General features: G+C 62.6%; 10 protein-coding genes. 2 read left to right on the top strand and 8 right to left on the bottom strand.

From position 1 onward, the window contains the following. Positions 1-17 precede the first annotated feature (17 nt). Genes J7S20_RS00510 through cyoA form a run of 7 tightly spaced genes read right to left on the bottom strand, consistent with a single transcriptional unit; the run spans position 18 to position 6,733 of the window. Complete coding sequence (locus J7S20_RS00510) at positions 18-551, bottom strand: response regulator transcription factor (protein ID WP_284052275.1); 534 nt, start codon at positions 549-551, stop codon at positions 18-20. Then, on the bottom strand, positions 548-1,843 hold the full coding sequence (locus J7S20_RS00515) for an ATP-binding protein (RefSeq protein ID WP_284052276.1): 1,296 nt from the start codon (positions 1,841-1,843) through the stop codon (positions 548-550). The genes J7S20_RS00510 and J7S20_RS00515 overlap by 4 nt, the downstream gene beginning before the upstream one ends. Next, positions 1,843-2,550 carry an SURF1 family protein gene (locus J7S20_RS00520; protein WP_284052277.1) on the bottom strand — a complete coding sequence of 236 codons (708 nt, stop codon included), beginning with the start codon at positions 2,548-2,550 and terminating at the stop codon, positions 1,843-1,845. Before J7S20_RS00520 ends, J7S20_RS00515 begins: the two co-directional genes overlap by 1 nt. Further along, positions 2,547-2,945, bottom strand: a complete 399-nt coding sequence (gene cyoD, locus J7S20_RS00525) for a cytochrome o ubiquinol oxidase subunit IV (protein ID WP_284052278.1) — start codon at positions 2,943-2,945, stop codon at positions 2,547-2,549. Before cyoD ends, J7S20_RS00520 begins: the two co-directional genes overlap by 4 nt. Further along, a complete protein-coding gene (gene cyoC, locus J7S20_RS00530) occupies positions 2,942-3,577 on the bottom strand; it encodes a cytochrome o ubiquinol oxidase subunit III (protein WP_284052279.1) in 636 nt (211 codons plus the stop codon). The genes cyoD and cyoC overlap by 4 nt, the downstream gene beginning before the upstream one ends. A gap of 5 nt (positions 3,578-3,582) precedes the next feature. After that, positions 3,583-5,589 (bottom strand): cytochrome o ubiquinol oxidase subunit I, encoded by a 2,007-nt coding sequence (gene cyoB, locus J7S20_RS00535; RefSeq protein WP_284052280.1) that lies wholly within the window; start codon positions 5,587-5,589, stop codon positions 3,583-3,585. Between the two features lie 13 nt (positions 5,590-5,602). After that, on the bottom strand, positions 5,603-6,733 hold the full coding sequence (gene cyoA, locus J7S20_RS00540) for a ubiquinol oxidase subunit II (RefSeq protein WP_284052281.1): 1,131 nt from the start codon (positions 6,731-6,733) through the stop codon (positions 5,603-5,605). A gap of 159 nt (positions 6,734-6,892) precedes the next feature. Between cyoA and J7S20_RS00545 the strand changes: the two genes are divergently transcribed. Beyond that, entirely contained in the window at positions 6,893-8,218 is a 1,326-nt protein-coding gene (locus J7S20_RS00545) for an MFS transporter (protein ID WP_284052282.1), read from the top strand. A 198-nt stretch (positions 8,219-8,416) separates the two neighbouring features. Here J7S20_RS00545 and J7S20_RS00550 read toward each other — a convergent pair whose 3' ends face one another. Next, on the bottom strand, positions 8,417-9,997 hold the full coding sequence (locus tag J7S20_RS00550) for a BCCT family transporter (protein ID WP_284052283.1): 1,581 nt from the start codon (positions 9,995-9,997) through the stop codon (positions 8,417-8,419). A 354-nt stretch (positions 9,998-10,351) separates the two neighbouring features. On the opposite strand from J7S20_RS00550, the gene J7S20_RS00555 reads away from it, so the two are divergent. Next, a complete protein-coding gene (locus J7S20_RS00555; protein WP_284052284.1) occupies positions 10,352-13,015 on the top strand; it encodes a TonB-dependent receptor in 2,664 nt (887 codons plus the stop codon). Positions 13,016-13,051: the final 36 nt, after the last annotated feature.

A 13,051-nucleotide genomic window follows, 5' to 3' on the forward strand; every position in this document is an offset into this window, starting at 1 on the left:
GTTCTGCGCGGAGCCGGTCAACTGACACGGCGTTTCTCCAGCTTTCGTGCCAGCGTGCGGCGGTGCATGCCGAGGCGGCGCGCGGTTTCGGAGATGTTGAAATCGGTTTCCGCGAGCGTCTGGTGGATACGCTCCCATTCGAGCGTCTTTACCGATTTGGTCTCGCGCTCCGCCATCGGCGCTTCGGTGTCGCCTGCCGTTCTACCGAAAGCAGCCTCGATATCGTCGCTGTTCGCCGGCTTCGGAAGGTAATGGGTCGCGCCCAGCTTGATCGCCTCCACTGCCGTCGCAATGCTGGCATAGCCGGTCAGGACGACGATGATCGTATCGGATGAATGTTCGGCCAGCGCCTTCACGCAATTGAGGCCGGATTCGGTCCCGAGCTTCAGATCGACGACTGCATAGTCGGGCGTGTCGTCGTGGAGGCGCGCATCGACTTCGGAAAGCGAGGTCGCGAGCGAGACCGCGTAATCGCGCCGCTCGAACGAGCGTTTGAGGGTGCGCGCGAAATCTGCGTCGTCCTCGACGATCAGCAGCGTCCGGTCGCTCATCGCTGTCTTTCTCCTGTCCATGCGATCGTTTCCAGCGGTAGTGCGAGGGTAACGACCGCGCCGCCCGATGGATCATTTCTCGCCTCTACGCGCCCTCCCATCTTGCGCATGACGTTGACGACGAGGAACAGGCCAAGCCCGCCGCCTTCGCGTCCCTTGGTCGACTGATAGGGCTTTCCCCAGTTGCTGAGGATCGCATCCGCAAAGCCGGGACCATGGTCGCGCGTCGTCAGCACCAGTTCGTCGCCATCGCGGGTGAGGGCGAGTTCGATCGGTTGGTGCGAGGCTTCCCATGCATTGTCGAGCACGTTCCAGATCACCTGCTTCAGCGCGGCGTCGGAAACGATCGCGGGGTCGGCAGTCAGATGGTTGGTGAAGACCAGCGTCCCGTCGCCGTTGCGCTTGCGCCACTCCGATGCCGCTTCGTCGAAGAACCGGCCCACCGTCGTGATGGCGGTCTGTTCGCCGCGCGCCTCACCGGCCGACATCAGGATGCCGCTGACGATCGCCTTGCACCGATCGACGGCGACCCGCATGTCGGCAATCTCTTCGGCGATTTCGGAGTCTTCGGTCAGTCTAGGCATCCTGCTCCAGTCGTTGACGATGACCGATAGCGACGCGAGAGGCGTGCCGAGTTCGTGCGCGGCACCCGAGGCGAGAAGCCCCATGCGCACGATATGATCCTCTTCGACCGCCTGTTGCCGGAGCGTTGCCAGCCGCGCGTCGCGGGCGCGAAGGTTGGCATTCACCCGGGCGAGGAACAGCACCAGCAGCGCCGCGATCAGGACGAAGCTGATGAGCGCGCCGATGATGTAGAGATCGAACATCCCCAGCATGAAGCGCGGCGGGAGCACCAGCGGCCGGTGCGCGACAGCGAGGATCAGGAAGCTGGCGGTCGTAACCCCGACGATGACCCATGCCGATGCGGGCCGCAGCAGCACCGCGCCGAGTACGACCTGCAACAGGAAAAGCGAAACGAACGGGTTGGTCGCGCCGCCGCTGAAATATAACAGGCCCGCCAATCCGGCGACATCGATCAGCAGCGCGAGCAGCAACTCGCGCTCGCCCATGCGAATGCCGCGATGAAGCGCGACGGTGCTGACGACGTTGAGGACGACCAGCGCCGCCAGAATGGCGAACATGGGTGCGATCGGCAGATGCACGCCCATGGTGAAGTGCACCACCTGGATCGTTGCATATTGGCCGATGACGGCCAGCCACCGCAGCGCGATGAGCTGGCGCATATTGTCATTGGCGCTGACGTCTGTGCTGGTCGCCCGTGTTTCGGCCATCAGGCCTTTTGGGGCCGAAACCGCTCGCGGATCAACAGGCCAGCGCCGACCAGCGCGCCGAGCGCCATCACGAACCAGGTGACGGCATAGCCCAGATGATTGTTGTGGAAACGGATGACGGTAAGCCCGCCGATCGGCGAGTTGCGCGCTTCCTGTCGCTTGTCGGCATCGACGAAATAGGGGGCGACATGGGTCAGATCGCGCGCTTTCGCGATCGCCGCGACATCGCGCGAATACCAGCGGTCTTCGGTGGGGCGGTTCGACCGCAGGAAGCCGCCGCCGGGTTCGGAGATGCGCAGCAGGCCGGTAATGGTCTGGATGCCCGTCGGCGCGGTGACGGGCCTCGCGCCGGCGACGAAGCCGCGGTTGACCAGCACGGTGAACCCGCGGCTCGTATCGAGCGGGGTGAGCACCCAATAGCCCGAGCCGAGGTCGGTGACCGCCTTTACCAGCGTGTTCCTGTCATGCTCGAACCGCCCGCGCAGGCGGACATGCAGATATTCGGAATTCTTCGCGGTGATGTCGGGCCAGAGATCGGGGCCGGGGGCTTGCACCGGCGCCGCCGCCACGCGCGCGTCGACGCGGGCGATCAGCGCCTCTTTCCATGCCAGCCGGTGAATCTGCCAGATGCCGAGCGATACGAACCCCGCAAAGGCGACCGCCGACAGCGTCAGCAGGAATATAAAGCCCGTCCGGCCTCGCTTCATCCAGATTGCGCCATCGCGGCGGGCGACATCGGCATCATGTTGGTGTTCATGTGATACATGACCCAGATCGACCCGGCGAGCGTGATGAGCACGAACACGACGGTGAAGATCAGCGCCAGCATCGACCAGCCGCCTTCCACCTTGAAGTTCATGTGGAGGAAATAGACCATGTGGACGAAGATCTGGACGACCGCCATCGCCAGGATGGCAACCACCGTCGTGCTGCGGTCGAGCACCCCGGTCATCACCAGCGCGAAGGGAATGGCCGTCAGGATCACCGAAAGGATGAACCCGATCATATAGCCCTTGAACGAACCATGCGGCATCTCTGCCTCATGATGATCGTCATGGGCGTGTGCGTGGTCGGTGCCGTGGGTGGCAGGGGTGGCGCTCATTGGGCGACTCCCATCAGATAGACGAAGGTGAAGACGCCGATCCAGACGACGTCGAGAAAGTGCCAGAACATCGACAGGCACATCAGACGGCGCTTGTTGGCCTGGATCAGACCCTTTTTCGAAACCTGGACCATCAGCGTGACGAGCCAGATGAGGCCGACGGTGACGTGCAGCCCGTGCGTGCCGACCAGCGCGAAGAAGGACGACAGGAATGCGCTCGACTGCGGCGTCGCGCCTTCATGGATCAGGTGCGAGAACTCGTACAGCTCGATGCCGATGAACGAGGCGCCGAACAGGCCGGTGATCGCCAGCCAGGCGAGCGTCGCGCCCTTCTTGCCCTGTTCCATGAACAGCATGGCAAAGCCATAGGTGATCGAGGACAGCAGCAGCATCGTCGTGTTGAGCGCGACGAGCGGCAGTTCGAACAGCTGGTGCTGGCCGGGACCGCCGCCATAGCTGTGGCTTGCCGTCGCATACATCGCGAACAGCGCCGCGAAGAGCAGGCAGTCGCTCATCAGATACAGCCAGAAGCCCAGCATCGTGCTGTGGCCTTCGGGATGATGCGGCTCTTCCGGAAGGTGGAAGAGCGGGCGATCGCCGTCGTAAAAGGCGTTGGGTGTCGTCGTACTCATAGCTTTCAGCCCTGCACCGCGAGCGCCTGGGTGCGCGCGTCCTCTGTCGCCACCACTTCCTCGGCGGGAATGTGATAGTCGCGGTCGTAGTTGAAGGTGTGGCCGATGCCGACAGCGATCAGGCCGGCAAAGCTGACCGCGGCCAGCCACCAGATATGCCAGATCATCGCAAAGCCGAACGCCACGCTGATCCCGGCCAGGATGATGCCGGCGGCGGTGTTCTTGGGCATGTGGATCGCTTCGAAGCCCGTGGTCGGACGCTCATAGCCGCGGCGCTTCATGTCCCACCACGCATCATTGTCGTGAATGACGGGCGTGAAGGCGAAGTTATACGCCGGCGGCGGCGAAGAGGTCGACCATTCGAGCGTGCGGCCATGCCAGGGGTCGCCCGTCAGATCGACATTCTTCTTGCGGTCGCGGATGCTGACCGCGAACTGCATCGCCATGCAGGCGATGCCGCCGGCGATGAGCAGCGCACCGAAGGCCGCGATCTCGAACCAGATCTGCAGGCTGGGGTCGTTGAAGTGCTGCAGGCGGCGCGTCACGCCCATCAGGCCGAGCACATAGAGCGGCATGAACGCGAAGTAGAAGCCGGCAACCCAGAGCCAGAAGGAGCGCTTGCCCCATTTCTGGTCGAGCTTGAAGCCGAACGCCTTGGGCCACCAGTAGTTGATCCCGGCAAACATGCCGAACAGCACGCCGCCGATAATGACGTTGTGGAAATGCGCCACCAGGAACAGCGAGTTGTGCAGCACGAAATCGGCCGGCGGCACCGCGAGCAGCACGCCGGTCATGCCGCCGATCACGAAGGTCAGCATGAACGCCATCGTCCACATCATCGGCAGTTCGAAGCGGATACGGCCGCGGTACATCGTGAAGAGCCAGTTGAATATCTTCGCACCTGTCGGGATCGAGATGATCATCGTCGTGATGCCGAAGAAGCTGTTGACGCTGGCGCCCGAGCCCATGGTGAAGAAGTGGTGCAGCCACACGAGATAGGCGAGGATCGTGATGACGATCGTCGCATAGACCATCGACGAATAACCGAAGAGCCGCTTGCCCGAGAAGGTCGAGACGACTTCCGAGAATACGCCGAATGCGGGAAGGATCAGGATGTAGACTTCGGGGTGGCCCCAGATCCAGATCATGTTCACGTACATCATCGGGTTGCCGCCCAAGGTGTTCGTGAAGAACTGCGTGCCGACATAACGGTCGAGGCTGAGCAGTGCGAGAACGACCGTCAGCACGGGGAAGGCGGCGACGATCAGGACGTTGGTGCACAGCGCCGTCCAGGTGAAGACCGGCATCTTCATCATCGTCATGCCCGGCGCACGCATCCTGAGGATCGTCGCGATCAGGTTGACGCCGGACAGCAAGGTACCGAGGCCGGCTATCTGCAAGCCCCATATGTAATAATCGACGCCGACGCCGGGACTGGCGTTGATGTCCGACAGCGGCGGAAAGGCGAGCCAGCCGGTCCGCGCATATTCGCCGATGAACAGCGAAATCATCGTGATGACGGCGCCTGCCGTCGTCATCCAGAAGCTGAAATTGTTGAGGAACGGGAAGCTGACGTCGCGCGCGCCGATCTGGAGCGGCACGACATAGTTCATCAGCCCCGTCACCAGCGGCATCGCCACGAAGAAGATCATGATGACGCCGTGCGCGGTGAAGATCTGGTTATAGTGTTCGGGCGGCAGATATCCGGCATTGTCGCCGAACGCCATCGCCTGCTGCGCGCGCATCATCAGCGCGTCGGCAAAGCCGCGCAGGAACATGATAAGGCCCAGCACCATGTACATGATGCCGATCTTCTTGTGGTCGATGCTGGTGAACCAGTCGCGCCACAACAGGCCCCACCATTTGAAATAGGTGATGAGGCCGAGAACGACCGAAGCGCCGCAGACGACGCCGATGAAGGTGGCGACGAGAATCGGCTCGTGAAACGGCAGCGCGTCAAGCGTCAGCCGGCCGAAAATAGGGCTCGTGGGGGGGATGGGAGCGTGTGCCATAATCAATACCAGTTCAAAGCGTCGCCGGGTCGCGCTGCGACCGGGCTGCATCGGCGGACATCTGTTGCGGCGCGTCGCGTCCGGGCGGGGTCAGGCCCGCGCCGTGCAGCCGCATCACGCGTGCCTCGGGTTCGGCCTGCGCCCTCGTTCCTGCGTGGCCGGCGCCCTCCATGTGCATCGGCATGGACGGCTCGCCTTCGGACTTGCCGGCGGCCGTTGCCGCGTCGGCGCGCATGATATCGCGCATGCACCGGCTGCCCGGTGCGACGCAGTGGTTCATCACCTTGTCGTAGAGGCCGGGTGCGACCTGCGAATAGCGGATGACGGGAACGTCTTCGCTGGGCTTTTCAAGCTTCAGATAGGTCGCGGTGTCCAGCGCACGGCCCGATTGCTTGGCCTTGCCGATCCACTGCTTGAACCCTGCCTCGCTCAGCCCGTGGAAGCGGAAATCCATGTGCGAGAAGCCGTCGCCCGAGAAGTTCGAGCTGAACCCTTCGTAATTGCCGGGCTTGTTGATGACCGCGTTCAGCTTCGTCTCCATGCTCGGCATCGTGTAGATCATGCCGGCGAGCGCGGGGACGTAGAAGGCGTTCATCACGTTCGACGATGTCAGGTGAAAGGTGATCGGCCGATCGACGGGGGCCGCGACCTCATTGACCGTCGCGATCCCGTATTCGGGATAGATGAACAGCCATTTCCAGTCGAGCGACACGACCTGAACGTCGAGCGGCTTCACATCCTTGGCGATCTGGCGACCGGGCTGGAGCCGTTCCACCGGCCGATAGGGGTCGAGACGGTGCGTGCTCGTCCATGTGACTGCGCCGAGGCAGATGATGATGAGCAGCGGCGCCGACCAGATCAGCAGCTCGAGCTGGGTCGAATGGTCCCAGTCGGGATCGTAATCGGCATCTTCGTTCTGGTGCCGATACTTGCGCGCGAACAATACGGTCAGGACCATCACCGGGATGATGATGAGCAGCATCAGCACGGTCGCGATGATGATGAGGTCGCGCTGTTGCGCGGCGACGTCGCCCGACGGATTGAGCACGGCCGAACTGCAACCGCTGACAAGCGGCAGCAGGCCGGCCGCAGCAACAACGGCCAGCGCGCGCGACCGCACACCGGAAAAGGAGATTCGTGTCATGATGGCGCGAACTAGCAATCGCTTGTGCAGTGCGACATTGGACATTTTGTCCAATCCCCCGATCGACAATGCTACGATATGGAGGCTGATGCGTTATTGGATTTGCGGGAAACGCGCGGGCTTGTCGCCCGTGCGTCGCGCCGCGTGGAGTAGAAGCGAATGAGTGCAGGACAAGCGCTGGGTTCCGGCGCGGTCGAACATGATGCGCGGCAGATCAATGCCCGTCACACCGAAGTTGCGCCAGGCGAGATCGCCATCGGCGTGATTATCGGCCGTACTTCGGAATTTTTCGACTTCTTCGTGTTCGCGATCGCCGCGGTGCTGGTATTTCCCGCGCTGATCTTTCCGTTCGCCGATGCGCTGACCGGCACGATCTATTCGTTCCTGATCTTCGCGCTGGCGTTCGTCGCGCGGCCGTTCGGATCGCTGATCTTCATGGCGGTCGACCGCAATTACGGTCGCGCGTCGAAACTGACCGCGGCGCTCTTCCTGCTCGGTACCTCGACCGTCGGGTTGGCGTTCCTGCCATCCTATGCCGATGCCGGGGTATGGGCGATCATCCTGCTTGCCGTGTTCCGCATCGGGCAGGGCCTTGCGCTGGGCGGCGCATGGGACGGGCTCGCCTCGCTCCTCGCGCTCAACGTGCCGGAGGAAAAGCGTGGCTGGTATGCCATGGTTCCGCAGCTCGGCGCGCCGATCGGAATGATCGTGGCCAGCGGCCTGTTCGCCTATTTCGTATCGACGCTGTCGGCGGGCGACTTCCTCGATTGGGGCTGGCGCTATCCGTTCTTCGTCGCGTTCGCGATCAACGTCGTTGCGCTGTTCGCGCGGCTGCGCCTCGTTACCACGCCCGATTACGCCAAGCTGTTCGAAAGCCGCGCGCTGCAACCGACGCGCGTCATTCCGACGGTGAAGAAGGAAGGCCGCAGCATCATCATCGGCGCCTTCGCGCCACTGGCGAGCTTCGCGCTGTTCCACATGGTCACCGTGTTCCCGCTGTCGTGGATTTTCCTGTTCACGCGTGAAGTGCCGTCGCGCTTCCTGCTGATCGAGGCCGTGGCAGGCGCATTCGGGCTGGGGGCGATCATCGTGTCGGGCTATCTCGCCGACAGGATCGGGCGGCGATATCTGCTTGGCATTTCGGCGGCGGCGATCGCGGTATTCAGCGGGTTCGCGCCGCAGTTGCTCGATGCGGGCAATGTCGGCGAGATCGCCTATATGGTCGTCGGCTTCATCCTGCTCGGCCTGTCATTCGGGCAGAGCTCCGGCGCGGTGGCGTCGAACTTCTCCGGTTCGGCACGCTATACCAGTTCGGCGCTCACCTCCGACCTTGCCTGGCTGTTCGGCGCCGGCTTCGCGCCGCTTGCCGCGCTGCTGCTCGCCAGCGAGTTCGGTTTGCTCGCGGCTGGCGGCTATCTGCTGTCGGGCGCGGTGCTGACGCTGGCGGCGCTTGCGATCAACAAGGAACTGGTCGGCAAGAACTGATAGCCGACGAAAACGAGCTTGATTTGGAAAGGCCCCGGCGCTGCCGGGGCCTTTTTCTTTGCCCGCATTCGGGCTTGCTCAGGGGCAGCTCTGACGAGTTGTCGGCCGATCCATATGCTCTCGCCGGTATCTCGGCAGATCCCCGGCGGTTGGAGCAGTGGAGAAGATGTACCCGGCCAGCCGACCGGGCACTGAGGCTCAGGCGTTCTCCAGCTCTTGCGCTGCGCTGTCGTCGGCTGCGAGGATCGTCTCGTCCTTTCGCAGCAGCTTGATAAGTCCCGCGCTCATCAAAAGGAGCGCGATGGAGAAGGGCAGGCCGGTGATGATCGCCGCGGTCTGCAGCGCGGCGAGGCCGCCCGACCAGAGCAACGCCGCCGACAACAGTCCCATCGCAACCGCCCAGGTGACGCGCGACAGGAAGCTCGCCTCGTGATTGCCGCCCGAGGCGATCATCGCAGTGACGAGCGCGCCCGAATCCGCCGAGGTGACGAAGAATGTCGCGACGATGATGATGGCGAGGCCGGATGCGATCTGGCTGATCGGATAGTGCGCCAGAAAGGCGAACAGCGCGTCGGGCATGCTCGCCGACACGGCATCGGCAAGGCCGCCCGCACCGAACATTTCGATATGCAATGCGCTGTCACCGAAGATCGTCATCCAGATGAAGGTGAACAGGCTGGGCACCAGCAGCACGCCGGCGATGAACTCCCGGATCGTGCGGCCATAGGAAATGCGCGCGATGAAGATGCCGACGAACGGCGACCAGCTGATCCACCAGGCATAATAGAAGATCGTCCAGCTGCCCTGCCAATGGCCGGGGCTGTAGGTTTCGGTCCAGGTCGAGAGGTAGATGAAGCGCTGCACATAATAGCCGACATTCTGGATGAAGCCGTTGAGCAGGAAGACCGTCGGCCCGAACACGAACACGAAGATCGCGAGCAGCACCGCCAGCGCCATGTTGATTTCGGAAAGCCGCTTGATACCCGTGTCGAGGCCGAGCGCGACCGAGACCGTGGCCATTGCCGTGATGATCGCGATCAGCACGAATTTGACGACGGCGTTGTCGGGCATGCCGGTCAGCATCGTAAGCCCGGCATTGATCTGCGATGCGCCGAAGCCCAGCGAGGCCGCGACGCCGCACACGGTTGCGGTGATCGCCAGCACGTCGATCGCATCGACCAGCCGCATGGGAATGCGCGGGAACGCGGCGCGCAGCACGGCGCCGATGCTGAGCGGCAGCCCCTTGTTGAACGAGACATAGGCGAGCGCGAGCGCGATCAGCGCGTAGATGCCCCAGGCGTGCAGCCCCCAGTGCAGGAACGTCACACCCATGGCGTGCTGCGCATTCGTGGCGAGGCCGCGAGGCAGATGCGCATTGGGATCGGAAAAGGCGCTGATCGGCGGATTGGCGTAATGGAGCACCGGCTCGGCAACGCCGTAGAACAGCAGGCCGATGCCCATGCCCGCTGAAAACAGCATGGCGAACCACGTCGCCGTCCCGAATTCGGGCTTCGCCTTCTTACCTCCCAGCCGGATATGCCCGAACCTGCTGAAGGCGAGTACGCCGCACAGGATAAGAAGGATGTTGACGGTCAGGATCAGCAGCCATCCGAAATCATCGGTCGCGGTCTTCTGAATCGCGCCGAACACCGTTGCCGCTTCGGATGCGTTGAGGATCGCGAAGAGCATCAGCGCGCCGATCAGGACGATCGCTCCATAGAAGATGCTCGGTTTGAAATTGGCTGCCGTTCCGTGCTCGCCCGCTGCGCTCGAATTCAATGCAAGTACACCTTGAGAATAATGAGTTCGGAGTCTTTCCCGCGGCAAAAATATCGCCGCCGTGCGCGACTACAATATCGACCCGTGCACCGAAATATGCTGGCGCGGGCATATAATCGCGATTCGCTGGCGATCGATAGACATGCTGTTGCATACTTGCAACGCCTGCCGCGCTAATGACGTTGCTATGCAACATCGGGACTGGCGGGATTGACCGGCCTGCATTAGGCAGCGCTCCCAATTCAGGATTTATGCGACCGTTGTCGGTGCTTTCAGGGCCGGGGTCGCCTCCATGCGGCTATCGCCATCAGGCTGGTCGGGCCGCAGCTTCCGAAGAACAGACCAGGGGAAACCATGTTCACATTACGTAGCACCGCGTCCGTCGCGGCTCTTGTCGCATCGCTTTCCGCCGCGCCGGCGTTCGCGCAGACGGCGCAGCCCGCCCAATCGGCGCAAAATGGTCAGCAGACACGGCAGAAGCCGACCGGCGGCGTGAAGGAAATCGTCGTCACCGCGAACCGGCGCACCGAAAACCTGCAGGACGTTCCGATCGCGGTACAGGCGCTTGGCGGCGATGAGTTGGACCAGACCGGCGTCGCCAATTTCTCCGACTATCTTACGCAGCTTCCCAACGTGACCGCCGGCGGCGGCGGACCGGGGCAGAAGACGATTTATATTCGCGGTCTCGCCTCGACCACGCCGAACCTGACGACCGCGGGTGTCGCGGGCCTTGCGCCCAACGTGTCGATGTATCTCGACGATCAGCCGCTGTCGCAGCCGGGCCGTAACCTCGACGTCTATGCTGCCGACCTTTCGCGCATCGAAGTTCTGTCGGGTCCGCAGGGCACGCTGTTCGGCGCCAGCTCGCAGGCGGGCGTCATCCGCCTCATCACCAACGATCCCAAGCTCGGCGTGTTCGAAGGCAAGGCGAAGGCTGGTGTCTCCTTCACCAAGAGCGGCGACATGAGCGAAAACGCGACCGTCGTCCTGAACGTGCCGGTCACCGACAGCATCGCGGTGCGCGGCGTCGCCTATCTCGACCATCAGGGCGGCTATATCGACAATGTCGCGGGCACCCGCAACGCGTCCGAAAGCGCACGTTTCCGCCCCGCGGGCACCGTCCGCTACAACGGTGTTCCGGTCAGCCCCGCGCGTGCCGGATTCCAGGCGGGCGCCGACCTGTCGAACGTCAACTTCATTTCGGCCAACAATTCCGGGCTGACGCAGAAGAACTTCAACGACAGCCAATATACCGGCTTCCGTGTTTCGGCGCTGTGGGAAATCAATCCCGACTGGTCGCTGAAGGTGCAGCATATGCGCCAGAATCTCGACACCGACGGCGTCTTCTTTGAAGATCCGACGCTTGGCGATCTGGAGATTCAGCGCTTTTCGAACGATCGTCTGAACGACGATTTCAGCAACACCGCATGGACCGTCGAAGGTCGTCTGGGTGCGCTCAACATGGTCTATACGGGTGCGTATACCGACCGTAAGACCGACCAGCGCGTCGATTACACCGACTATCTGTTCGTCGGTCAGTATCTGCCCTATTATATCTGCGACGCATCGGTCAGCTATCCGGGGGCGGGCAACGATCCCAGCGGCACCTGCCAGGCGCCGAACCTGTTCGTGACCTCGGCTTCGGACACGACCAAGTTCACCGACGAGCTGCGCTTCAGCACGCCCGACGACTGGCGTTTCCGCATGCAGGCCGGCGGCTTCTATTCGAAGCTGGTGCTGAAGGAACGCAACGACTTCCACTATCCGGGGTCGCAATATGTGAAGGGGTTCAGCCCCGGCGTCGTCGGGTTCGCGCCCAACTATCCGTTCATGACGGGCTATACCTCGGACCCGGGTCCGTTCCCGCCGGGTGTGATCTTCCGCAACGACGTGAAGCGTACCGATCGTCAGATCGGTATCTTCGGTCAGGCCGATTTCGACATCATCCCCGACACGCTGATCGCGACGTTCGGCGCGCGTTACTACAACGTGGCGGTCGATCTGGCGGGTAGCGCGAACAGCTCGTTCTGCAACCTGTCGGGTCCGAACGGCACCGATACCAATTCATACGGCACCGATATCAGCGACCTGTATAACGGCGACGGCCAGTATACCTTCCGCGGCACCTGCAACCCGGCGGCGCAGACCACCTATACGCAGGCCAATGTCGATTCCTCGACGCCGCCGCAGATCGTCGCCGCGCTCAACGCGCCCGACAAGGCGCGTGCCGAAGGCGTGATCTTCAAGGGGACGCTGACGTTCAAGCCGAGCGATGGGCTGTTGTTCTATGCCACCTATTCTCAGGGCTTCCGCCCCGGTCTGCTGAACCGCCCCGGCGGCGCGCAGGGTCCGAACGGTTATACCGTGCCGTTCGCGCTCGATACCGACAATGTCGACAATTACGAGATCGGCGCAAAGCTGAAGCTGCTCGACAACCAGCTCGTGTTCAACGCGAGCGCATTCTATGTCGATATTTCAAAGCTTCAGACCACGATCTTCGATCCCAGCATCACCAACCTGTTCTTCTCGGACAATGCGGCCGATGCATGGACCAAGGGCGTCGAGGGTGAGTTCACCTATGCTCCCTACACGATGCCGGGTCTTACGGTCTCGGGTGCGTTCTCGTTCCTCGATACCAAGGTCACGCGCGTCCTGACGCCGACGAACGACGTGCAGGTGGGCAGCAACCTTGCCTATGCGCCGCCGTTCCAGGGCAATCTGCGCGTGCGGTACGAATGGGATCTGTCGAACGATCTGACGGCGCACATCATGCCGTCGGTCACGCACTCGGCGTCGAAATATACCGACATCATCACGATCAATCGTCTGAAGCTCGACAGCTATACGATGTTCGGTCTGACCGCCGGCATCGCCAAGGACGACTGGACGTTCGAGGTGTTCGGCAACAACCTGACCGACGAGCGTGCGCAGATCAGCGGCGATTTCTATTATGATCGTCCGCGCGTTACCGTCAGCCGCCCGCTGACCCTGGGCGCGCGCGTGTCCTACGACTTCTGATCGAAGGACAGCGACACGAAAAGATGGGGGACGGTC

Origin of the sequence: Stakelama marina, from assembly GCF_018122655.1 — a bacterium.
GTDB classification, from domain to species: domain Bacteria; phylum Pseudomonadota; class Alphaproteobacteria; order Sphingomonadales; family Sphingomonadaceae; genus Sphingomonas; species Sphingomonas marina.